We start from the raw sequence: 22,706 nt of genomic DNA, 5'->3' as shown, positions 1-22,706 counted from the left end.
CGTCGGGCCGGCCCGAGTGAACTCCGGTGACGCCCGCGCGGGCGTCATGGCGTGGGACGCGATCCGGGTGCGGTGAGATCTTCGGCAACGCCTCGCAGGCGACGCCCCGAGCGATCGGCGCCGTCCCGCCGGGGCGCACTGACGCGGGTGTGCGCTCGCCTTCGTGCCGGCTGTCGCCGGCGGCCCGAGACGGAGTCCGGACGGTGCCGCAAGGTTTTCGCAAGGTCGATGGGTCAGCGTGGACGTCACGGAACACGGACGGTCGCGGGCCCCGGGTGGTCGCCGCCGGACAAGGAGGGTGTGTGAACATGCACATGAAAGGGCTCGCCAGGCGGTTCGGTACCGGGCGGGTCCGCTCGGTCGTCGTCGTCGCCGCGCTCGGCGGCACCGCCGTCATGGGCGTGGCGCCGAACGCCCAGGCCGGCACGGGCTGCACGCTCGGCTTGTGCTCGACGACCGTGAACGACAGCGCCTACGGAGTCACCGCCTACTTCAACTGGTGCCGAGGCGGCGACAGCACGGGCGACTCGACGGCCACAGAACCGAAATGCGCCCCCGACGGGGCACGCCAGAAGAGCCAGAACCTCACGGCCCGGGGCGGCCACACGCCGTACAACGAGGACTGGGACGCGTTCCGCGTGGACGCCGGCTGGTGCTACAAGGTCAAGTTCGTCCGCACCGGGCAGCCCGACTTCACCCGCACCTACGACCGACGGGGTACGTCGGCGCTGTGGGTGAAGGTCGGGGACAACGCCGATGCACACGTCCTCGACCAGGGAACGGCGTCCTGCCCCTGACCGGCCGTGAGCGCGCCCTGTCCGTCGGCGCGCAGCACGCGCCGCCGGTCTCTTCGGGGGTATCGCCCAGCTGCAAGGTTGCCCCGCCACGGGGGCAGGACAACCTTGCAGCTGGGCGGCCGGGGGAGGGGCGACGCGACGAGATCTTGCGACTCGGCTCCGTGGGCGGCACCGGTTCGGGAGCCCGCCGGTCTGCACGACAGGTCGCAGCCGATGCCGAGGTCTCCACCCGTGGGACGGTGACCGCGACCTTGTCCCCCTTGACGAGGTGCCGTCGGCCCCCGCCGGAAGCGGGAGGGCCGACGGCACCTCAGGAGTCCCGTCGCGGTACGGGCGCCTGGCTAGGAGGCGTCACGCACCGTGCCGGTGAACTCCGGGCCCTCGACCGGCGCACCCGCGGGGTCGTAGGTCCAAAGACGCAGCCGTAGCGACTCCGTGCCCTCGCCCGCCTCATCGGCGACGGTGGGCACGGACACGTCGATGCTCAGGCTTCCCGCGGGCACCTCCGACATGAGCAGCGCGCCGTCCGGCAGTGCGGACAGTGGCCGCTCGGGATCCGGCGAGGCCTCGAACGCTGCGGCGAGCCACGTCGCGGGGACGTCCACGGTGGACAGTTCGGCACCGTGGGAGACGGCCAGCAGCTGCAGGTCCGTCCACTGGACGACGTCGGCGGCCGCCGAGAGACTGATCCGCCAGACCAGCGGCTGCCCCTCGACGACCTGGTCGGCGACCGGCGTCACGGTCACCGTGGGCTGGGGGTCGTCGTTCTGCGCGGTGACCCCGCCCAGGAAGGAGCCGACCACCGTGCCGCGTACGGTCTTGACGGCCACCCGGTGGTCCGCGTCGGCGCCGAAGCGGGTGTTGCCCTCGACGGTCACCGGGATGTCGACCTGGGTGCCCGCCCGGACCCGCACCGTGCGCGCGACGGGGAAGTCGCTGCCGGGCTCGTCGACGAACAGCCGGACCTCGCCGCTGCCCGATCCGGACACCCGGACCGGCACCTGGTAGGTGCGTGTGCCGGAGTCGCCCTCCTTGACGCTCAGGTGTCCGACGTCGACGCGCGCCAGCTCGGCGGGCTCGACGGCGGGGGTGCCGGGGCGCCAGCCGTAGGCGTCCACCAGCCATGCCGTCCCGGATTCGGTACGCGGGGTGAGGTGCAGCGTCCTGACCTGGCCGAGGTCGATGCCCTCCCGGGTCGCGGCGGACAGGGGGACGCGGACCTCACGCGCCCAGTAGGAGGAGGTGCGGGAGGTGCCCGGCAGGCCGTCGACGCCGACCCGGCCGAGGTCCGCCCGCTTGCCGGAGACGTCGGTGAGGGCGACGTCCAGCTCGGTGCCGGTGCTGTTCGGCGGGACGATCACGCGCAGGCTCAGCGCTTTCGCGCCGGACAGGGAGACCGGGCGGGCGGGGCTGAGCTCGGTGGGGGCGCCGGGGCGACTCCAGTTCATGGCGAGCGCGTACCGGTCCGGCTCCTTGCCGGGGGTCACCCTCCGCCACTGGGCGAAGTGCGGGGAAGCGGTCTTGAGGTCGGGATCCAGGCAGGAGACGTCCGGGACCGGGTCCACCTGGGCGCACAGCCGGCCGCCGCCGACCGTGGCGGAGGAGACGGGCAGGAACGCCCCCGAGCGGGCGGCGCCGACGGCGTGGGTGAGGACACGGGCGGGGCCGGCGGAGGCGGCACGCGCCGGGGACCCGTCGAGCAGCGGGCGGACCCGGTCGTCACCGGCGACGAACAGCCGCGCCGCGGCGGCTATGTACGTCGAGCCCGCCGTCTGCTGCTGCTCGGCCGTGAGGCGGGTGGCGGTGTCCGGCGAGCACAGGGGGTCGTACGCGTCGCCGCCGTAGAGGAAGTCGTCCTCGGCCGGTGCCGCGGCCTGGCCGGGGGTCCACTCGCTGTTGAAGTAGTTGTGGTTCGCGCCGGTCATGTAGACCGCGCTGTGCAGGGCCTTGCCGCGGCTGACCCCGCGGGTGCCGTCGACGTAGTACTCGCCCTGCAGGTCGACGACGTCTCCGTCGCAGCCCGGCAGGATCGTCACGGACGGCACGTCGGGCTGCGGGTTCTGGCCGAAGATGGTGGGGCCTATGAGGACTGTTCCGCGTATCGTCCAGCGGGTTCGGCCGTGGTAGCCGTCCTGGTCGGCGGGCGGCGGGGTGAGGCTGTCCATCGCGGCCCGGTCGGCGCCTTCGCCGCCACGGGAGTGACCCACCAGCAGCACACGGTCCAGATCGGCGCGGGGCGCCCGTCGTACGACCTCGGGGGCCGTGGACGGGTCGGCGGCCCAGTCCGCCCAGTGAGCCAGGTGCAGCCGTATCAGCGAGGAGCGGGCCTGCGCGCCCGCGTCGGCGGCCTGCCAGTCCTGGGCGTTGACGGAGTTGGCCGAGACCGAGACCGTCACATAGCCCTGGGAGGCGAGGAGTTGCTGGTCGTGCAGGTAGCCGCGATAGCTCGGTATCGGCTCGTGGCCGACCGGGCACGGCCACTCGAGGGTCGTGTCGGAGTCCTTGAAGCAGGTGGCGTGGCGACCGTGGAGGAACAGCGCCAGCGGGCGGCTGCCCGTGGCGCCCTCCGGCGCCACCACCACGGCCTTCATCTCCGCCTCGGTGTCGTAACCGGGCAGCCGGACCGACGGCAGGGAGTACTCACCGCTGGTCGTGCGGAACGAGCCGGCCACGCCGGGGTCGACCTGGTTCACGGTCGCCGCCCGCGGCAGGCGCGACGGCCCGGGCGAGCTGTCGAGTCCGCGCCGCTCACGCACGGCGGCGTTCACTCCGGCCGCGTCCAGAGGGCGCCCCGCGGCCTCGACCCGCAGGTCGCCCGGCCTGCCGAGACGCACCCCGTCGAGCGGAAGCCGGAAGGTGCGCCCGTCGGCGGCGGGTCTCGGGGTGCCCAACAGGCGTTCTCCGCTGCGGAACTCCACCTGGGCATCGCCCACCGGCACCTTCCGGGGCGAGCGCCACACCAGCTCCTGCGACTCCCCGGACCCGGTGGTCCGCCAGCCCTCGGGAAGCGCTGGAGTCCCGGCGGCGGACGACCGCCCGGGCTCCGGTTCCGGCGCGGCCTGCGCCGGCCCCGGCGACGCCATCGCCAGCGCGAAGGCCGCTGTCACAGCGGCCATCACGCGCGAGACACGGTTCACTTGTTGTCCTCTCATGGTCACTGGCTCCGAGAACCCCACGGGCCCCCGGACTCCCCCAGCACACCAAAGGCATCACATTCGAACGCCCTGTCACCTCACCGCACAGCATTCGCACAAGATCCACCTGGTTTGCGCAACAAGTCGCCGACGGCAAAGGGGTGTTGACGCGTGCGGGTGTCAACATCGGTGCAGGTGGCGGTCGTTCGAGGATCTGATGTCACGGGTAGGGCGACCGGACGACTCGACCGCCGGTCGGATCCACCGATCCTGCGCTTCCTCCGCACGACCTTGCTGCCGGCCCGCGCCGCCCCCGAGGCATTGCCGACCGGGAGCTCCCGCAGCGGGATCGGCCGAACGGTCGAGGGCACCGGTGCATCCGGACCTCGATCCCGGCCGTTCGGCCGAGGCGTGCGCCCGCCGGCCCGGGCGAGGCTGGAGCCGCATCCTCACCACGGACATCAGGAGTACACGATGCAGCGCAACAAGTTCCTCGTCGGCGCAGTCGGGGGCGCGACCGCCGTCGTCGCGCTCGGCGGAATCGGCACGCATCTGCTCTCCGGCACGGAGTCGACCACGGGCCTGGACGCCCGAACCACCGTGTCGGTGGACGGCCACCGCGCCCTCGCGGCGAACATCGTCGCCGGCCGCACCGAGAGCAAGTACCACCCGCTGCCCTGGGTCGGCGACAAGGTCTCCGGCGTGACCTGCCCGACCGGGCTGAAGGCCGTCGCCGGAGCCACCCTCACCTGCACGGGCAAGAAGAGCGACGGCAAGACGGTCCGGATCCCCGTGCGGGTGACCAAGGCCGGCGCCAAGAGCGTCACCTGGGCGTTCGAGCGCTGAGCGCAGAGACGGAGAGAAGCAGAGACGCAGAGACGGAGAGACCATGAGCACGGTATTGGCCGGACACGGCCTCGTGAAGAAGTACGGCTCCACCACCGCCCTGGCCGGCGTGGACGTCGAGATCCGCGAACGCGACTCACTGGCGATCATGGGCCCGTCCGGGTCCGGCAAGTCGACGCTCCTCCACACCCTCGCCGGCATCATCCGCCCCGACGAAGGGGAGGTGCTGCTGCGCGACGAGCGGAGCGCGGACGGGTCCCCGGCCCAAGGCCTGCGGCGCATCGACGACCTCGGCGAGAACAGGCTCAGCGCGCTGCGCCGCAAGCGCTTCGGATTCGTTTTCCAGTCCGGCCAGCTGCTGCCCGAGCTGCCCGCCGAGGAGAACGTCGCCCTGCCGCTGATGCTGGAGGGCATGCCGCGCCGCGAGGCCGTCGCCCGCGCCCGCCGCTGGTTCACTCCGCTGGGCCTCGACGGGCTGGAGCACCGCCGCCCCGGTCAGCTCTCCGGAGGGCAGGCGCAGCGGGTCGCCATCGCCCGCGCCCTGGCCGTCGAGCCGGACGTGGTCTTCGCCGACGAGCCGACCGGCGCCCTGGACCAGCGCACCAGCACGGAGGTGGTCCAGCTGCTGACCTTCGCGACCCGGGAGACGGGCGCCGCCCTGGTCATGGTCACCCACGACGCGGACGTCGCCGCCCACTGCGGGCGGATCCTCCAGGTCCGCGACGGCCGTATCAGCGGCCACACCCAATACACCGTCGCCTGATTCCGCAGGAGTGACTCCCGTGCGTTCCCCCGTCCTGCCCCTGACCTGGCACCTCGCCAGATCCTCCGGCCGCCGCGGCCTCCAGTCGCAGCTGCTCGCGGCCGGCGCCGCCGCCGTCGGCTCGTTCCTCCTGCTGCTGATGGTCGCCGCCGCACTCGGCGCCGGTGCTCGCGCAGACCACACCACGTGGCGCGCTCCCGTCGCGGTACCGGCGCAGCGGGCGACCGCCGTGCAGGTCACGACCGTCACGTATGCCCGCCGCGAACCCGTCACGGTGGTGAGCCTGGCTCAGCTGGCCGACCGTGGGCGGACCCCCGCGCCCCCCGGCCTGACCGCCTTCCCGAAGCCGGGCGAAGTGTATGTCTCACCCGCTCTGGCGGCACTGCTGCACGAGCTGCCCGCCGGCCGACTCGCCGACCGCTTCCCGAAGGTGAGGTCCTACGGCACGATCGGCGCCGCCGGTCTCGCCGCGCCCGACGAACTGGTCGCGGTGGTCGGACGGGCGCCCACCGACCCGGCCGTCGCCGCGACCGCCGGCGAGCAGAACTACTACGACGACGGAATGACCGAACGCGCGCTGATCTCCGGTTTCACCGGCACCCGGGCGAGCCTGTTCACCGGCGGCGACCAGGGAACCGTCCTGCTGGGCGTGGTGCTGCTGATCACGCCGGTCGTCGTGCTGGCCTCGGCCGCCGGACGGCTCGGCGCGGCCCGGCGTGAACTGCGGCTCGCCGCGCTGCGGCTGGCCGGGGCGACCCCGCGGCAGATTCTCGCCATGACCGCAGTCGAGGCGGCGGTCGTCGGCGCGGCCGGCGCCCTGGCGGGAGCGCTCGCCTTCACGGCACTGCTGCCCGCGCTCGCCGAGCTGCCGTACGGCGTCGGCGCCTGGTACACCGGCCGGCTGTGGGTGGGGCCGCCCTGGCTGGCGGCGGTGGTGTCGGCCGTCACCGCGCTGATCACCTTGAGCGCGCTGACGACGCTCCGCCAGGTGGCGACCTCCCCTCTGGGCGTCGCCCAGCAGGCGAATCCGCGTCGCACCCGCGCGATCCGCCTGGTGCTGTTCGTCTCCGTGCTCGCCTACATCTGGATGACCACCGGTGACAGCGGCCAGCTCAGGACCCGGCAGCTGATCGCCCTGCTGGTGCTCTTCTACGGCGCGTTCTGGTTGTTCGGCCCCTGGGTCGTGGACCGGCTGGGCCGGGTCGTGGGCCGCCGTGCCAGACGTCCGGCCACGCTGCTCGCCGCGCGTCGGCTCAGCGACGACCCGCGGGGGGCCTGGCGCACCGTCAGCGGCCTGGTCCTCGCGGGGTTCGTGGCCGGGTTCTTCTCGATCAGCACGCTCAGCATCGACGGCGCGAGTTACCAGGGGCAGGTCGCGGTGATCACCGCGAACGCCGCCGACGCCCGGCACGCCGCCACCGAGGCCCGTACGCTTCTGAACAGGGCGGGCGTCACGGCGACCGTCACCGTGACCGGCGAGGACGCCTTCGACAGTCTCCTCGGCGGTGTGGACGGTGTGATCGCCCAGGTCTCCGGCGGCCGGGCGGGCGTGGACACGGCCGTCACCGCGCTGACACCGCTCGGGTCGGGCAGGTACCCGGTCACGCAGGAGTACGTTTCTGCGACGGACGACGTCATCATCGCCCGCGTCGCCACCGTCAGCACCGCGACCCTGGTGCTGAGCTTCCTCGTCGCCGCCGCCTCCGCGGGGCTGACGGCCGCGGCGAACGTCCTGGACCGACGCAGGGTGTACGGCCTGCTGCGGCTGTCCGGCACCCCGCTGAAGGTGCTGGAACGGGCCCGGATACGCGAGACCGTCATCCCGTTGGTCGTGCTGGCCGGCGGCACCACCGCGATGGGCGCCTTCGGCGCCACGCAGGTCAACAAGGTGGCGGGCACCACGATGAACGTCTCCGGGGCCGTGCAACTGGTGATCTGTCTGGCCGTCGGGGCGCTGGTCATGCTCGCGGCGATCGCCGGCAGCAGGCCGCTGCTGCGGAAGGTGACGGAGGGTCCGGTGCAGACGGCGGACTGACGCCGATCCGACGCTCCGCCCCGGACCGAACCGCCTTGGCCACGTCACTCCCGGCGGCGGCGCCGACCGCCTGTCGCAGCCCGAAGCACGGGGACTGCGACAGGCGGTCGCAACGCCTCTGCGGGCGCCGCTCGCCCGGGACAGGCCCTGCCTGTCGTCCACGAGGCATCGGCGCCGCGCGGATCGTAGGCGTTCACCCTGTCCCGAGTCGCCGCCGGGCGTCTGAGACGTGGTACGTGAGGTTACGTCAGGTTCGTCAGTCCACGATCACCTCGCCGCTCGCCGCGGGAGCCCGGCCGATGAAAGCGCCCCCGAAGTTCCCCTCGACCTCGGCCTTCTCCGCGGAGTTCGGGTACCGGTTCGTGCACGAGGTGCCCGCGCTGGAACCGGACATCAGACTCGAGCACGGACCAGGCTTGCGATCCGGCAGACCCAGGATGTGCCCGAGTTCGTGCGCGGAGATGCGGACCGTGTCGTAGCCCTGGTCCACGGCCTGACGCCCGATGTACACCGTGCCGCTGCCCAGGGTGGTGGGCAGGGCACGCGGCCAGCCGTTGTCCGCGAGGACGCGGATGTTCGCCCGTTGCCCGGCGGCAGCGGGCCGGAGCTCCACGGCGTGGACGCTCTCGTTCCAGATCGCCGCGCCGCGGTCGACGGCGCTGCGGAACTCCGCGGAGCCGCCGGCGTCGTAGGTCAGTACACGGGCGGCGGCTGCCGGGGTGCTCGCAACGTGGGGTGCCGCCGAGGCGTGACCGCCTGCCAGGGCCAGAGACGTCAGGCAGGCAGCGGCCAGGCCGCCGGTGAGCGTACGCACGTGCATGATCGACCTCCTCGTGGGGGAAGGGGAAGGATAGTCGTGCTCATGACATTCACGAGTCCACTGCCCAGCCGGAGGCCGGACGAATCCGTCGACGCGAGGCGCACTCGAGCACCGTGATCTGCCGCGACTGCGGTTCCTTCCGAGGTATCGGCCGACAATTCGCTCTGCGTGCCGTTCCTCTTGCCGTTCCTCGTGCCGTTCCTCGTGCCGCTCCGCGCGGTCGCCGGCCCCCCGTGTCCTGCGCCGAAGGCGTGTGCCCCGCCCGACCTCAGGGCCGGTGCTGGTGCCGGTGCCGCACGAAACTGAGGTGGACGTATCGCTCGCCCGCGCGAGGGGCGCGGGTCCAGGACCGGGTGGTGAAGGTGCGGAGCCTGCCGCGTGTCAGCGCGAAGCGGGGCAGCGACAGCCCGAGTTCGAGGTGCAGGGCCGCCAGCGCGCGCAGCTCGCTGTCGGGTTCACTCACCTCCGGGCGGAACAGCCGTGCGGGGTCCAGGCGCTCGGGTATCTCGCCGGACCGCCGGATCTCCGTACCGCGCACGGTGAACGCGTAGAGCTCCTGGCCCCGCTCGGCGACCGAGAGGTGGAACGCGGCCGGGCGATTCCCCGGAGACGAGCCCCTCGGCTCGCGCCACACCACCACCGCCCGGCCCGACGCGGAGGCGGCCGCAGCGGGCGACGTGAACCGTTCGTTCAGAGGGCGACCGGAATGGCCGTCGAAAGCGAAAGCCCACCCCTGCGCGGTGCGCCCCGCGGCGACCACCGCACGGTCCTCCCAAGCTTCCGCCTGCTCCACGCCGTCCCGCTCGCGAGGCCTGAACGCCCGCCAGGCCAACTCGCGCGCAGTGGTGGGGACGTCCAGTTCGGCGCCCTCCTGCCCGATCAGGGCGGGCAGCGCGGCGGGGTCGGCGCCCTCGACCCAGACACAGCGGTATCCGTCGAGCGGCTGCCCGTGGACCGCGGGTTTCCTCAGCCAGGTGAGGCCCGGCGGGTCGAGGTCGGGCACCGGATCGGACGGCGTGTCATGGGCGGGGCCCGCCTCCCCGGCCCGTGGTGTGGCGAGGATTTCCCGTCCACGCTCGGGGGTGATCAGCGGGCCGAGGAACGGGTCGGCGAGCAGCCCGATCGGGGCAATCAACGCGGGCCCCGGCGCCTCCCACAGCGCAAGCGCGTCCCGCAGCACCCGCCACGCCGCGTCGGTCGCGCCCCAACGGGCCTCCTCCCAAGCCTCGGCGACCGCCCTCCCCCACGGGCCGGGCGGCGCGTAGCGGTAGACACCGTCCCGCATCGCGCTCAGCACGGCCTCGGCGGTCTTGCGGTCCACTCCGCGGGCGGTCATCATCCCGAGCCAGTGGTCGTCCCCGCCGAGGCGCCACTCGCCGCGTGCCGGCGCCATGGCCTCCACCGGCAGGATCTCCGAAAGACAACGCGGGTCGGCCGCGAGGAGCCCGTAATCCGGCGCGACGCCGGGTGTCATCAGGTGCTGGAGCTGCTGCAGCAGGATGCGGCTGTGCGGCCGTCCGAAGGACTGCGCCTCCTCGAGCAGGGGCAGGGCCTCTTCGTAGCGTCCGCGCAGGGCGAGCAGGCGGGCCTCCTCCACGCGGGCGTCCTGGGCGCGCGTGGTCGCGTTCACGAAGTCGGGCCTGCCCGCCCGGCTACCGTGGAAGCCGCGATACATGGCCTCCATGTACGCACGAAACGACGGGTAGCGCTCGGGCAGTTCACCGCTCCACCCTTTGTGGACGTAGAGCGCCCACTCTCCGTCCTGGTCGCTGTCGCCCGGGTCGAGCAGGGCGCTGGACATGTCCGAGTCCGTCTCCAGCCGCAGCGCCCGTTGCCACATCCCGGCCAGCAAAACCTCCTCCTCGCGCGGGTCGTCGCCCAGTTCCTGCTCGTACAGCGGGGTCAGGCCGTGCGGATCCTGGAACCAGCCGATGTCCGCGACGCAGCCGAGCACGTAGACACCGGCCGTCTGGTCCACGCGCCACCCGTCGCTCGCCGTCAGGAACGCCCGGTACGAGGGCGGCAGCCGCTGCCCCAGCCGCTCCTCGGCCGCGGCGATCGCCGCCTCGTCCGCCCCGGGCCTGCCCAGGGAAACGCCGGGCCCGCTGTCCTCGGCGTCGTCCTCTTCCTCGTCCGGGACCCACTCTTCCTGCCAACGCCCAAGGAAGTCGTGCCAGTCGAAAGACTCACCACTCATGCCCCGATGGTGCCACCCGCCACTGACAACACGGGCGGACCGGTTCGCTGCACCGCTACCGGGCCACGGGATGCGCCTCGCCGCTGCCGGCACCCGGCCCGGCCCGGCCCGGCGAGCGGGTACCGGCACCCGCACCGGCACCCGCACCCCCGCGCGTCGGATACGGCGCGTGGTCTGCGCTAGCCGGTGACCAAGGTCGTCACGCTCTGAGCCGGGAGCCGGACGGTGAAGGCGCCGTTCGCCACGGTGATTCCGCCCTGGGACGCGAGGTTCCTGCTCGCGTCGGTCACCCAGGACGACACGCCGGACGAGGTGTTGTTCCGCAGGGTGAACTGCTGACTCACTTGCGAGGTGCCCTTGTTGACGGCGACGAGGACCACCCGTGAGCCGCTGCCTTTGTACGCCGAGACGTAGACGTTCGACTGGGGACTGGGGGTCACGGCGATCCGTACGTGCCCGGGGCGGACGAACTTGGAGAAGTGCGCCATGCCGGCGCCGCGCTTGCTGATCCGCCCGTCCTCCCGCATGGGCCCGTAGCCGCGCCGGATGTACCACCACACGTACGCCTGGAACTCGGCGTCCACCATCGCGCGGTGGACGTGTTCTGCGACGTCGAGAGCCTGGGGCCACAGATCGGCCGAATCGCTGCTGTTGGGGTAGTAGACCTCGGTCATCCAGAGTTCCTTGCCCCCGCCCTTCTGCTTGAAGAGGGGGTAGGGGAAATTCTGGAACGACGTGCCGTAGAGGTGCGCCCCGAGAATGTCCAGGTTGGCGAGTGCCGCGGCGTCGTTGAGGATCGGGTCGGAGAACGCCTTCACGTACTGGAAGGACTCCGGGGCGATGACCTTGGTGCTGATGGACCCGGCGTTCTCCCGCAGGAACCTGGTCATCTCACTCGGGGTCCACCACGTCCAGTCATGGGCGTAGTCGGGCTCGTTCTGCACGGAAATGGCGTACAGGTTCACCCCGTTGCTCTTCATGAACGCGACGAAGTCGTTCAGGTGTTGGGCGTAGGCGCCGTACATGGAGTACCGGAGCCGTTTCGCGTCGGTCTGCTGGCCCCGGACGAAGGTCTCGACCATGTGGGCGGGCGGATTCCACGGCGAAGCGAAGACGATCGCCCCGAGTTCGGTGGCGCGCTTGGCCGTTGCGACTTCGCGGCTCCAGTTCGCCCGGTCCTCGGATACGGGGATCCTCAGCACGGAGAACCCCAGTTGGCCCTCGCCGTTGCCGAAGGCCGTGTCCCGCTGGGCCGATGTCAGGTCGCCGATCCAGAGCGGGTGGTTCATGCCGCCGAATCCCCGGATCGTCTGCCGCGTGGCCGACGGGTCGACGGTCACCGAGGCCGCCGCCGCGGACGGTGTGCGGGACGCCCCGGCAGCAGGCGTCGCGGCCACGAGGACGGGCAGGGCGCTCATCGTCGCCAGAACGGCGCGGCGGCTGGGTAATTCGGACCCGGTGCCGCCGGATGCGCGGTGGTGTGACGCCATGGGTTCCTCCTGGACTCGGCGCTGAGTGCCTTCTCGTCCCCGTTTCGATGACGTTGCTCCGCCTCTCGGCACGACTTCGGTGGCACGGTGCCGAAAATTTCGCCGTCCGTATGATGATCAGCACCGGCCGTCCGAGTGGAGCCCCTGCGGCGTCGGCCGGACCCCGGGCGGAGCCGGGGCCGCGACGGGTGTGGAAGTGCCCCCTTCCCGGCGAATGTTTCGGGCTGTCGACCGATCGCGTCGCGGTGTAGAGGACCGTAGGTGCACCCCCTTGCAACGTCAAGCCTTGGGGAAGCGTTGTCGCGCGACCGAGAGAAGCCCGGTGCCGCGCTCGCCTCATGACGAGGTTCCGCTGCCGGCCGGTGCGCCTACGGCTCCCGCTCGTGAAGACCCCTCGACACCCTCACCGGGACCGGGCCCTCGGCACGCGGGCTATCGAGCGGACAGCGTCTCCCGCACCGCCCGCGCGGTGGTCGTCGCGTCGTATCCGTCGGCGACGCCCGGGACCAGGATGATGTCGCCCTCGATGTGCCGCGAACGCAGCGGAGCGATCTCCTGATACGCGGCGGAACCCCACCACGCCTGTGCCTGGGCGAGCGAGGGGAAGCCGATCACCACGACGTGTCCGGGCCAGCTGCCCTCCTTCACCTCGTGCTGTGCGCCGTGCACCAGGAAGCGGCCCCCGTACGGTGCGAAGGTGTCCGTGATGCGCTCGATGTACTCGGCGATCTCCGCATGGGGAGCAGCCTCTTGCAGGTGTGCGATCGCGTAGGCAGACATGCGCGGTCCTTCGGGCTCGTGGTGTCCTTTGTGCCGCCGATCCTGACACCGCGACGTGCCGCGGTCGATGACCTCCCGGGTAAGTGCGCCGGGCGGGCCAGGCCGCCGCGACCACGTGCCCACGCCCCACGCCGCCGGCCGGGTCCGGTGGTCGCGTCCTCGGAGGAAGGCCCGAGCGTGCTCAGCGTCCGTCGCGCAGCAGCGCGCAGACAAAGTTCTCCTGGACGGCACGCAGCCTCTCGAGCCGCACGGGATCGGCGACCGCGTTGATCTGGCTGGTGAGCGAGAACGTCAGGGAGCGCCGGCCGTCAGGGGTGGCGGCCACCAGTTGTGTGTAGCCGGGGAAGTTCCCGGTGTGGCCGAGCACGACGCCGCACCGCGTTGTGTATCGGAAGATGGCCAGACCCGCGGCGTTGCGTCCCGGTCCGGCAGGCACGGACGAACCCGTGATCCAGCGGCGCTGCTCTCGCACGACGTGTTTGCCGTAGAGCGCGCCCGAGGCGTAGCCGCGGATGAACCGGGTCATGTCCAGCGGAGTGGAGACGATGCCCCCGGACGCCCATGCACCCGAGGCGCTGACCAGCTCGCTGACGTCCTCCGGAGAAACGGGGTCGCTCACGTCGTACCCGTGCAGGTACGGCTTGGGCATGCGATAGCCCTGCGGGAGACTCGTCTCGCGCAGCTTCAGCGGCCGGTAGACCAGTCGCCGCAGCAGCTCTTCGTACGGGGTGCCGGTGACCGCTTCCGCCATCAGGGCCACGGCGATGTTGTCGGAGTTGGAGTACGCGTACCGGCTGCCCGGGGCGAACAGCAAGGGCTCGCCGGACACGTAGTCGAGCAGGTGGCGGGAGTCGAAGCGGTGGCGCGGATCGGCCGCCAGCTCCGCCATGAAGCCGGGGGACTGGGAGTAGTCCGGCAGACCGCTGGTGTGCTGCAGCAGCTGCCGCAGCGTCACCCGGCCCCAGGCGTCCGGGAGCTGCGGGAGGCGCCCCCGCAAGGTGTCGTCCAGACGCAGTGCGCCACGGTCGACGAGGGACAGTGCCACCGCTCCACTGAAGGCCTTGGCCGTGCTCGCGATCCGCATGTGGTCGTCGACGCGCGGCGGGCGGCCCGTCGCGAGGTCGGCGACGCCGGCCCGGAACACGCGGGTCTGCTTGCCGTCGCGCAGCACCGCGATGACTGCGGGAGGACCGCCCGGCTCACTCACGAACCGCTCGATCTGACGCTGGAGCGTGCGGTCGTTCACCGGACCGGCGGTGCCGGCGGCGGCGCCCGCGGTGACCGGCGCCAGCACCGCGAGAACGGTGGCCGCGATGACGATCACGGTCCCCGGACGTGATCGCCGGACGGTACGGGCAAGCCGTGCGGGGCGTGGTGACATCGAGGCTCCTGACGGTGGGCGACGGCATGGCAGCTCAAGCCTCACCGGCCGTCGAAGCCGTTGCCGATTCCTGTTGCTGCAAACAGCCCAGCGGACCGCCCACGGCCGCGCCGGGGGCGCCCGTTCCGCCGGGGCGTCGATCCGCAGGGCCCACCGCTGTCGCCACGGATGTGGTGCCGTTCCACTCCCACGGCGAGTCCCTCACCAGCACGCACGCGTTGGCCGTCGTGGAACGCACCGCGGACGGCCGGTGGCTGATCCGGGCGTTTCACAACATGGTTCCCGCGCCCCGACCTGCGGACCGTGCCCCCGCCGTGTCGGATTCCACCGTGGACCGGCCCACCGCCCGGCCGAAGCTCCGGCACCTTGCCATCGTGGCCCGCGACCCGGGCGCACTGGCCGGGTTCTACACCTCCGTCTTCGCGATGGAGCTCTTCCACCGGGACCCGGACGGCAGTTGCTTCGTCTCCGGCGGCTACCTGACGCTCGCCCTGATCAAGCACAGGCTGGACGGTGAGACCCCGGTCGACATGAACCACTTCGGTTTCCAGGTCGAGGACACCTCGTCCACCTCGGACGCCCTGGTCGCGGCCGGTACTCCGAAGCCGGCCGAACGCTTTCAGCGACCGTCCCTTCGCTGAGTAGCGGGCCACGGACCCGGAGGGAAACTGGTTCGACCTCTCGGAACACGGCTTCGGCGGACCGCGCCCGCCGTCCGACGCCGCCGGGACAGGGAACTAGCCAGGACGTTCGACGTCCGTCGCCCTGGTCCGGTCCGGCGCGGCGGGACGTCGGCGTCGTCCGCGACGCACCTCGACCATGACCTCCGCCGACGTCGTCACGACGTCTCAAGACGTCCGGGTGTGTGGTGATGTCGGCGACGGTGTTCGGGTTCGGTGACCAGTTGGTGAAGGTCACGTTCATGGCCGTCGAGCAGGCCCTCAACGTCACACTGCTGGGCGGCCGGGCGGCTAGAGTTCCCGAACCGTCGCCCCAGGTCCGTAAAGCGCCGGCCACCCCCACACGCCGGTGCGCCTCTTCGGGCCTGGCCGGCGCGTGCCCGCACGGGGACCGCTCCCCGCCCCACCGCCCCGGAAGGCGCACGCCGTGACCACCCGCTCCACCCGCACCTCCGCTCCCGCACGACGCCTCGCCATAGCCGTCGTCGCCTGCGTCTCCTCGTTCTCCCTGGCCGCCTGCAGCCTCGTCGACTCCGTCGGCGACAACGCGAAGACCCCGTCCAGGAACAACGACATCACGGTCGGTCTCCTCCTGCCCGACACCGAGACCAGCCGCTTCGAGAAGTTCGACTACCCGCTCATCAAGAGGGACGTCGCCGACCTCACCGACGGCAAGGGCAAGGTGAAGTACGCCAACGCCGGGGCGGACCCGGCCGTACAGATGAAGCAACTCGAGGACATGATCGCCGCCAAGGTCGACGTGATCCTCGTGGACGCGGTGGACGCCCGGGGCATCAAGAGCGGCATCGAGAAGGCCAAGGAGGCCGGCATCCCCGTCATCGCCTATGACCGGCTCGCCCAGGGGCCGATCGACGCCTACGTCTCGCACGACAACGAACTCGTCGGCGAGGTACAGGGCCGCTCGCTCCGGGAGGCGCTCGGCGAGAAGGCCGCCACCAGCAAGATCATCATGATGAACGGCTCGCCGGAAGACCCCAACACCGCCCTGTTCGAGGAGGGCGCGATGAGCGAGCTCAAGGGCAACGTCGTCATCGCGGAGACCTACTCCACCTCCCGTTGGCTGCCCAGCGTGGCGAAGGCCAACATGAAGAAGGCGATCCGAGCCGTCGGACTGAACGGCATCGCCGCCGTGTACTCGGCGAACGACGGCATGGCAGGGGCCGTCATCGACGCCATGAAAGACGCGGGCGCCACCCGTCTCCCGCCGGTGACCGGGCAGGACGCGGACCTGGCCGCCGTACAACGGATCGTCTCGGGCGAGCAGTACATGACCGTGTACAAGCCGTTCCTGCTGGAGGCGGTGCAGGCCGCGAAGTTGGCGGTGGCCAAAGTGCAGGGGCGTTCACTGGAGTTCGACGCGCTGACCCGCGAAAAGGTCGACAGCCCGACCCAGGAGGGGATTCCGGCGAGCCTGGTGCCGGTGGTCGCCGTCACGAAGGACAACATCGAGGACACCGTCGTCCGGGACGGCGTTTACACCGTCAACGACATCTGCACCGCCGAGTACAAGGCGGACTGCGCCGCGATCGGCCTGAAGTAGCGGCCACGCACGCGCTCTCGCCCACCCGCGGCCGGGCGTCCCACCGCTTGGGCGAGTGGTCCGTGCGGCGTCCCCGGACGAGGAGACACCGGCGGTTACGCTCACGCGGTGTGGGAAGGGCCGTCGGGAAGGAGGGCACGAGGACAGTGCTCCGTCGTGAGCGTCTGTTGAGGACGCTGACCTTCTTTCTGCGGCCTGCCTTCCTGCTGCGCGTCGTCGGGCGGTTCCAGGCAGTCATCGGGTTCGACCGTTCGATGGCGCTGGCGTCGAGCGCGTTCACCGCGCTGATCCCGCTCACGGTCCTGGCCGGGGCGGTGTTGGGCGGCATGGTCCACGTCGACGCGGCGCAGTGGATCATCCAGCGGTACGACCTGGACGGGGCCGGAGCGGAGGCCGTGACGTACCTGTTCTCGCCCGTGCAGGAGGCGAGCGCCGCTGTCGGCGTGCTCGGCGTGCTGTTCCTCATGGTGTCGGTGCTGAGCTTCGCGCGCGCGGCGCAGCGGCTGGTGGAGCAGACCTGGGGGCTCTCGCCGCTCAGCGTGCGCAATTCACGCAACGGCCTGTGGTGGATCTTCTCTCTCGGCGGCTACGCCTTGGCCGCCGGATGGATCTCCGCGGTGCTCGGCGGATGGGCGGGCGGCCTGCCGGCCGCCGTGTGCGAGGCGGCGGTGAGCGCGGTGTTCCTGGTGTGGAGCGGTTGGATCCTGTCGGCGAAACGGGTCCGGGGCGTCGAGCTGATCCCGTTCGGGATCACCGGGGCGGTGCTGGTCAGCGTGTATTCCTGGGCGGCGGCCCTCTACCTGCCGCGTCTGTTCAACTCCTACACCGGCCGCTACGGCGTGGTCGGCGCCGTCTTCGCCATGCTCTCGGCCCTGTTCGCCGCCATGTTCGTCATCGTCGCCTCGGCGGTGCTGGGACGTGAGGTGAGCGAGGAACTCGCGCGCATCCGCCAGGGTCGGCACCCCTCGGAGCACGAGGTTCGCCGGCAGTGGGAGGACGTCCTGGAGCAGACGCGGTCACGTTGGCGCACGGTGCGCGAGGACGTCGTCCGGCGGCGTGCGAAGCGCGGCGCGACGGACCGGTGAGCGGGGCCACCGTCCGGCGCCGGTCGCGGTGGCGGCGGTCGTACCGGTCGCGAGAGCCGCGGAGGCGACCCGCAGGAGTGGGAGAAGCGGTGGCAGGAGGCGCGGGCCCAGAGCGACAGCGCGCAGGCCGCCGCTTTCGCCGCGACCGACGAGCCGGCCCCGCACCGTGGTCTGACTCGCTTCGAGCCAGGACGGTGACGGACGATGCCGTGGGCGCGGCACCGAGCGGCGCGCTCGGCATGACAAGCTGTGCTCTCCACTGCCCGGTCCCAGGAGGTCACCATGGCTGGAGAGTCTTCATCGTCCGAAAGCGCGGAGCCGGTCGACGGCGACGAGGGTGCTCCCGCGCCCGAACATGACGGCCAGGACGACTTGAAGCGCAAGTTCCGAGAAGCCCTGGCACGCAAACGAGGGATGCAGGCGGACGCCGCCGATGTCGCTGCGAACACCGACACGTCGAAGGTGCACGGCACGCACGGTCCGGCCGCCAGTCAGCGCTCGTTCCGTCGCAAGAGCGGCTGAGTTCTGACAGTGGAAAAACAGTGGGGAACCGGCCGGCGAGGTTGCCGTCCGGTTCCCCCTCACCGCGAGGGCGTCAGCCGACGGTCCACTTCTGGCTCGCCGCACCCGTGCCCGTCAGCTGGACGACCGCCGCCCCGGTCGTCGTCGCGTTGTTCAGGACCCCGAGGTTCAGTCCGCTGTGCACGGCCACCAGCATGTAGACGCTGCCGGTGTAACTGCCGACCAGGTCGAAGAAGAACTGCTGGTTGGTGCCGCCGTTGCACGTCCACTGGATGAGCTGGCGATTCTCGGCGGTCGACTTGCTGGGGACGTCCAGGCACAGCCCGCTGTTGACGTTCTTCAGCGTGTAGATGTTCGCGGAGACCTTGGTGACCGTCCACCGCTGACTCGCCCCGCCGGTGCCGGTCGCCTGGACGACGTTGGCGTTGGAGGCGGTGGAGGCGCCGGTGACGTCGAGCACCAGGGAGCTGCCCGAGTTCTTCAGGGTGTGGTCCGCCGCTGTCGGTACGCCGCTGCCCGGCGTCCAGGTGCCCGCCTGCACGTCCAGCGACCAGGTCGGGTACTGGCCGAGGTTCACCGTCGTACCGCTGATGGTCAGGGGCAGCCAGATGAGCTGCGACGCGCCGAGGTCGGAGGCGTTCCAGCGGTCACCGGCGTAGATGTACGTCGTACCGGAGGCGCCGGCCACCGTGATGATGTTGGCGGTCTGACTGCCGTACGTCTTGGTGCCCGGGGCGGCGAAGTTCCGCATCGCAGACCATGCGCCGCCGATGGAGGTGGCGGTGGAGTAGACGTTGTCGTTGAGGCTCCACCCCGTCAGGTGCGAGGCCAGCAGGTAGTAGACACCGTTGGCCTTGATCATGGCGGGTGACTCGAAGCTGTTGGCGCCGCCGCCGCTGCCCAGGACGGCGACCGTGCTCACCGGGGTGAGGTAGTCGCTGGAGAGCAGGTCGATGCGCAGGCCGTTGTTGCGGTCCTCCGACATCAGGTAGGCGGTGCCGTCGGTGTCCTGGAACAGGCCGATGTCACGGCTCAGTTGGCCGAGCGGGCGGGAGCTGCCCCGGTAGTCGTAGGGGCCGCAGGGAGTGCTGCTGGTGGCGACGCCGACCTTGGCCTCGGAGTAGGTGAGGCTGTCGATGTGCACGTACATCACGTACTTCTGGGTGGTGGCGTTGTAGATCACCTTCGGCCGCTCGACCACCCGGGACGGGCCGAGGTCACCCGCGGCCTGCCGGGACAGCGCGTCGCCCCGGTACGTCCAGTTCGCCAGGTCGGTCGAGCTGTAGCACGAGATGGCCTGGAAGGACGTGTTGGACGACGTCTGGCCCGCCTTGTTCTCACCGAAGCCGTACCACGTGTCACCGACCTTGATGATGCCCATGCCGTGCAGCTGCAGGGTGTTGCCGCTGGTGTCCGTCCGGGACGCGCCGGTCGTGAAGGTCACGGTGGTGGCGGCCTGGGCGGCCGAGGCCGGTATCAGGAGTGCGGCGGCAGCCGCCAGCAGGCTCAGGAGGAGGGCGACGGCGGTGCGTCGCGCCCTGCGTCCACGGCTGTGGCCGGAAGACGTTCCTCGGGACATGCTTCTTCACCTCTTCTTCGAGGTGCCGGACTCGTGTCCGTTCGGACGCGGCACCGCGGTGCGGCTTGCGTGGCCGAAGCGGGGAGGGGGAGCCGGGCACGGGCTACCTGGGCAGGGAGAGGCCTGGTACGGCTGAGGCCCGGTAGGGCTGCGCCGGGTCCGAGACCGGCTGACGGGAGGACGTATGCGTCTGCCGTCTGGCGGGTCAATGACAACGGCTGCCTGAAGCCCTGTCAAGAAGCGCGCGTTGAATTATGTTTCTTTTTGACCGATCCAGTCGGACAGGTGAGAGCGCGACGCCCGCAGGCCGACGGTCGCTCACGCGGTCTTCCCTGTCCCTGTGAGCTGCAGTGCCTACGCGGACCGGGCGACCGCCGAGCGGTCGAAGCGCACAACACTGCACCAGGGCGGCGCAGTTGGGTTACTGGTGGGTTTTGTTCGACAAGGGGGTCGCTCGCAACCCGCGGAACACACCCTGCTGTTCGCGGCCCCGACCGCCTCGAGGTGCGGGCCGACCGGCGCGGCCCGCACCTGACCGGTGTGCGGTCGGATCAGCGCAGTCCGGCGAAGAGGTCGTTCTCGGGCGCGGCCGCGCCGGTGGTGTCCTGGACGCGGACGAAGGTCTCGACGCCCATCAACTCGGTGAACTTCTCCTTGCCCATCCTGAGGAAGAAGATGTTCTCGCCCTGGCTGGCGTGGGCGGCCAGCGCGTCGAACTTCTGGCCGCCGAACGCGGAGGTGTCCACCCAGGTGGTGATCTCCTCGTCGGGGAGCCCGATCTCGGCCATCGCGGCGGTCTCGGCGGGATCCGGCTCCGGCTCGCCGACCGCCCCGAACTCGCGCATGACCTCCCCGAACCGCGCCATCATCGAGCGCGGCGCCGTCGTCCAGTACACCTTCGGTGTCAGCTCGGTCAGCTCCAGCGCCGCCATCGTGATGCGGTTGGCCTGGATGTGGTCGGGGTGACCGTAGAAACCGTTCTCGTCGTAGGTGACGACCACATCGGGCTGGTAGCGCTGCAGGAGTTCCGCGAGCCGGGCGGCACCCTCCTGCACGGGCGTCTGCCAGAAGGAGCCCGGGGCGTCATTGGTCGGCCAGCCCATCATCCCGGAGTCGGCGTAGTCCAGCGTCTCCAGATGACTGATCTTCAAAACCTCACAGCTCGCCTCGAGTTCGGCACGCCGCATCAAGGCGACGGCCGCCGGATCGTGCCCCGGATCGCCCGGCTTGACACCTCCCGGTCCGTCGCCGCAACCGCCGTCGGTACACGTCACGAGGACCGTGCGCACCCCCTCCGCCGCGTACCGCGCCAGGACACCACCGGTTCCCGTGGCCTCGTCGTCGGGGTGGGCGTGCACGGCCATGAGCGTCAAGGGCCGGTCAGTCATGAAGCATCCTCCTGAGTGAACAAGGCTTCGGTCGAAGTCTGCGACGAGCCTATGAGCGCTCGCCCCGCAGACTCACCACGCTGTCGCAGGCAGTCCAGCGCGACTCGACGCGAAAGCCCTCCGTGACCTGGGCGGAGGTGCGTCAGCGCTGGTTGCCGTCATGGCAAACCGACCGAGGACCACGTCCATTCCCGCAGGCGCGAAGCCCACCGCACCCGAGCACGCCGACCGCAGCGACAACGGATCCTCCGGCGCCGTGCACCTCCCTCACCTCACCGCGGTGAGAGTCGCGTAGACCACGATGTTGCCCTGGTACCCGGTCCGCCTGGAGTAACCGCCGCCGCAGGTGATCACCCGTAGTTCGGCCCGCTCGGAGCCGCCGTACACCTTCTCGCTCGGGAAGGCCTTCTTGTCGTAGACCTCGAGAGCGGTGACGGTGAACACGACTGTCCGCCGGTCCGCCCGGTAGATCTCGATGATGTCGCCCTCGGTCAGGGCGCCGAGCTCGTAGAAGACGCCCGGGGCGCCGGTCGGGAGGTCCACGTGGCCCGCGGTGACGGCTGTGCCGGCGGATCCCGGTGCCGTGCCCTCGCTGTACCAGCCGGCACGGTGCGGAGGGTCGGCGGGCGGGGGTTCGAGCGCCCCCGATGAGTCCAGGTGCAGCTTGGCGACGGTGGTGTTCACGTGGATGGCGGGGATCCGGAGCCAGAGCGGTTCCGCGGGCGGGAGCGGGGCGACGGCGGGGTCCGCCGGGGCGGCGGTGCGGTGAACAGTGGCTCCGGGCCGGGGTGACAACGCCTCACCCGCTGAAGGCCGACGTGGCCGCTCGTCGTGCACCGCGCCTGCCACCAGCAGGACTCCTGTGACGAGTGTCCAGGCCAGAAGCCTGACGGAAACGATGCCCGAGGAACCCGAGGAACCCGAGGAACCCGAGGAACCCAAGAAAGCGGAAGAGTCGGAGGTACGCCTGGGAGCCATCGCGGTGGGGTCTCTGCTCGCAGCGGGGGAGAAGTGGCGAGGACGAGGGAGGCAACGGGCTCCCGGCGGCTTGCCGGACGAGGAGCGCGCCGGGAGCCGCCGGGGTGAGTGGGCCGGGTCGATGAGGGCGGTCAGTCGCCGTCCGGGTTGGCGCGGCGACGCCTCCTCACCAGCATCCCGGCGGCGGCTGCGGCGACCAGCGCCGCGCCCAGAGCCAGCTGCGGGGCTGCCTGTCCGGTGTCTCCGAAACCGGCCTCCACGGCACCGTCGGGCCGGCGGGTCGGGAGCCGGTACGAGTCCGTGATCCTGATCCGCGGCGGGCACTTGACGGTGACGGTGTCGGTGCCGGGGGAAGCACCCTCCGGCACCGTGAACTCGCCGGTGAGGACGCCCTTGCGCTCGCCTTCGAAGAGATGGAACGCCCCTGCCGCCTCGGACTCGCCCTTCCCGTAGGTCACGTCCGCACCACATGCGGTGGTGCTGACCGTGACCGTGAACCCGTGGGCGGTCTGCCGCGCGCGGATGTCGAGACCTGAGTCACCGGCAGCAGCAGCGACCGGAACCTGAAGAGCCAGCAACCCGGCCATCAAACCCATGCCGATGCCGATGCCGACGCCCACACGTGCATTGCCCACGAGAACCCTCCAGCGAAGCAGCAGTTTGGTCTGTT

18 protein-coding genes are annotated in these 22,706 nt (G+C 71.2%); 8 read left to right on the top strand and 10 right to left on the bottom strand.

From position 1 onward, the window contains the following. Positions 1-302 precede the first annotated feature (302 nt). Positions 303-797, top strand: coding sequence for a hypothetical protein (locus QA802_RS01075; RefSeq protein WP_334517441.1), 495 nt, complete (start codon positions 303-305; stop codon positions 795-797). A gap of 341 nt (positions 798-1,138) precedes the next feature. Here the strand turns inward: QA802_RS01075 and QA802_RS01070 are convergent, their stop codons facing one another. Beyond that, entirely contained in the window at positions 1,139-3,934 is a 2,796-nt protein-coding gene (locus QA802_RS01070) for a hypothetical protein (RefSeq protein ID WP_334517439.1), read from the bottom strand. 471 nt (positions 3,935-4,405) lie between these two features. Between QA802_RS01070 and QA802_RS01065 the strand changes: the two genes are divergently transcribed. From QA802_RS01065 to QA802_RS01055, 3 genes are read left to right on the top strand one after another with little or no spacing between them, the layout of a single operon-like run. After that, entirely contained in the window at positions 4,406-4,777 is a 372-nt protein-coding gene (locus tag QA802_RS01065) for a DUF4333 domain-containing protein (RefSeq protein WP_334517437.1), read from the top strand. 43 nt (positions 4,778-4,820) lie between these two features. Continuing rightward, the gene (locus QA802_RS01060; RefSeq protein ID WP_334517435.1) at positions 4,821-5,540 is read left to right on the top strand and encodes an ABC transporter ATP-binding protein; all 720 of its coding nucleotides are present in this window, start codon (positions 4,821-4,823) and stop codon (positions 5,538-5,540) included. A 19-nt stretch (positions 5,541-5,559) separates the two neighbouring features. Continuing rightward, positions 5,560-7,575 carry an FtsX-like permease family protein gene (locus QA802_RS01055; RefSeq protein WP_334517433.1) on the top strand — a complete coding sequence of 672 codons (2,016 nt, stop codon included), beginning with the start codon at positions 5,560-5,562 and terminating at the stop codon, positions 7,573-7,575. A gap of 256 nt (positions 7,576-7,831) precedes the next feature. Here the strand turns inward: QA802_RS01055 and QA802_RS01050 are convergent, their stop codons facing one another. From QA802_RS01050 to QA802_RS01030, 5 genes are all read right to left on the bottom strand, one after another. Then, complete coding sequence (locus QA802_RS01050; RefSeq protein WP_334517431.1) at positions 7,832-8,395, bottom strand: snapalysin family zinc-dependent metalloprotease; 564 nt, start codon at positions 8,393-8,395, stop codon at positions 7,832-7,834. A 268-nt stretch (positions 8,396-8,663) separates the two neighbouring features. Next, on the bottom strand, positions 8,664-10,592 hold the full coding sequence (locus QA802_RS01045; protein WP_334517429.1) for an SMI1/KNR4 family protein: 1,929 nt from the start codon (positions 10,590-10,592) through the stop codon (positions 8,664-8,666). 179 nt (positions 10,593-10,771) lie between these two features. Then, positions 10,772-12,082: a glucuronoarabinoxylan endo-1,4-beta-xylanase XynC gene (xynC, locus tag QA802_RS01040; RefSeq protein WP_334517427.1), complete on the bottom strand. Its 1,311-nt coding sequence runs from the start codon at positions 12,080-12,082 to the stop codon at positions 10,772-10,774. A 432-nt stretch (positions 12,083-12,514) separates the two neighbouring features. After that, positions 12,515-12,862, bottom strand: a complete 348-nt coding sequence (locus QA802_RS01035; RefSeq protein WP_334517425.1) for a DUF1330 domain-containing protein — start codon at positions 12,860-12,862, stop codon at positions 12,515-12,517. 181 nt (positions 12,863-13,043) lie between these two features. Then, positions 13,044-14,243 (bottom strand): serine hydrolase domain-containing protein, encoded by a 1,200-nt coding sequence (locus QA802_RS01030; RefSeq protein WP_334517423.1) that lies wholly within the window; start codon positions 14,241-14,243, stop codon positions 13,044-13,046. A gap of 173 nt (positions 14,244-14,416) precedes the next feature. On the opposite strand from QA802_RS01030, the gene QA802_RS01025 reads away from it, so the two are divergent. The 4 genes from QA802_RS01025 to QA802_RS01010 all read left to right on the top strand — a co-directional run bounded on the left by QA802_RS01025 (position 14,417) and on the right by QA802_RS01010 (position 18,091). After that, entirely contained in the window at positions 14,417-14,884 is a 468-nt protein-coding gene (locus QA802_RS01025) for a VOC family protein (RefSeq protein ID WP_334517421.1), read from the top strand. A 466-nt stretch (positions 14,885-15,350) separates the two neighbouring features. After that, the gene (locus tag QA802_RS01020) at positions 15,351-16,484 is read left to right on the top strand and encodes a sugar ABC transporter substrate-binding protein (RefSeq protein ID WP_334517419.1); all 1,134 of its coding nucleotides are present in this window, start codon (positions 15,351-15,353) and stop codon (positions 16,482-16,484) included. 146 nt (positions 16,485-16,630) lie between these two features. Next, on the top strand, positions 16,631-17,569 hold the full coding sequence (locus QA802_RS01015) for a YhjD/YihY/BrkB family envelope integrity protein (protein ID WP_334517417.1): 939 nt from the start codon (positions 16,631-16,633) through the stop codon (positions 17,567-17,569). Positions 17,570-17,851: 282 nt separating this feature from the next. Then, entirely contained in the window at positions 17,852-18,091 is a 240-nt protein-coding gene (locus QA802_RS01010; RefSeq protein ID WP_319168286.1) for a DUF5302 domain-containing protein, read from the top strand. Between the two features lie 73 nt (positions 18,092-18,164). Here the strand turns inward: QA802_RS01010 and QA802_RS01005 are convergent, their stop codons facing one another. From QA802_RS01005 to QA802_RS00990, 4 genes are all read right to left on the bottom strand, one after another. Then, complete coding sequence (locus QA802_RS01005; protein ID WP_334517415.1) at positions 18,165-19,670, bottom strand: RICIN domain-containing protein; 1,506 nt, start codon at positions 19,668-19,670, stop codon at positions 18,165-18,167. Between the two features lie 551 nt (positions 19,671-20,221). After that, positions 20,222-21,058, bottom strand: coding sequence for a PIG-L family deacetylase (locus QA802_RS01000; protein WP_334517413.1), 837 nt, complete (start codon positions 21,056-21,058; stop codon positions 20,222-20,224). Between the two features lie 267 nt (positions 21,059-21,325). Then, entirely contained in the window at positions 21,326-21,907 is a 582-nt protein-coding gene (locus QA802_RS00995; protein WP_443042061.1) for a class F sortase, read from the bottom strand. 260 nt (positions 21,908-22,167) lie between these two features. Then, on the bottom strand, positions 22,168-22,671 hold the full coding sequence (locus QA802_RS00990; RefSeq protein ID WP_319168282.1) for a sortase: 504 nt from the start codon (positions 22,669-22,671) through the stop codon (positions 22,168-22,170). Positions 22,672-22,706: the final 35 nt, after the last annotated feature.

Source organism: Streptomyces sp. B21-105, assembly GCF_036898465.1.
Lineage (GTDB): Bacteria > Actinomycetota > Actinomycetes > Streptomycetales > Streptomycetaceae > Streptomyces.
The sequence above is the reverse complement of the archived record's forward strand: the minus strand, read 5'-3'. Positions and strand labels throughout refer to the sequence as shown.

What these genes read in the sequence shown, in the direction of transcription:
- QA802_RS01065 (WP_334517437.1), top strand. Translation starts at nt 4,406, where the DNA reads ATGCAGCGCAACAAGTTCCTCGTCGGCGCAGTCGGGGGCGCGACCGCC.
- QA802_RS01060 (WP_334517435.1), top strand. Translation starts at nt 4,821, where the DNA reads ATGAGCACGGTATTGGCCGGACACGGCCTCGTGAAGAAGTACGGCTCC.
- QA802_RS01050 (WP_334517431.1), bottom strand. Translation starts at nt 8,395, where the DNA reads ATGCACGTGCGTACGCTCACCGGCGGCCTGGCCGCTGCCTGCCTGACG.
- QA802_RS01045 (WP_334517429.1), bottom strand. Translation starts at nt 10,592, where the DNA reads ATGAGTGGTGAGTCTTTCGACTGGCACGACTTCCTTGGGCGTTGGCAG.
- xynC (WP_334517427.1), bottom strand. Translation starts at nt 12,082, where the DNA reads ATGGCGTCACACCACCGCGCATCCGGCGGCACCGGGTCCGAATTACCC.
- QA802_RS01035 (WP_334517425.1), bottom strand. Translation starts at nt 12,862, where the DNA reads ATGTCTGCCTACGCGATCGCACACCTGCAAGAGGCTGCTCCCCATGCG.
- QA802_RS01030 (WP_334517423.1), bottom strand. Translation starts at nt 14,243, where the DNA reads ATGTCACCACGCCCCGCACGGCTTGCCCGTACCGTCCGGCGATCACGT.
- QA802_RS01010 (WP_319168286.1), top strand. Translation starts at nt 17,852, where the DNA reads ATGGCTGGAGAGTCTTCATCGTCCGAAAGCGCGGAGCCGGTCGACGGC.
- QA802_RS01005 (WP_334517415.1), bottom strand. Translation starts at nt 19,670, where the DNA reads ATGTCCCGAGGAACGTCTTCCGGCCACAGCCGTGGACGCAGGGCGCGA.
- QA802_RS01000 (WP_334517413.1), bottom strand. Translation starts at nt 21,058, where the DNA reads ATGACTGACCGGCCCTTGACGCTCATGGCCGTGCACGCCCACCCCGAC.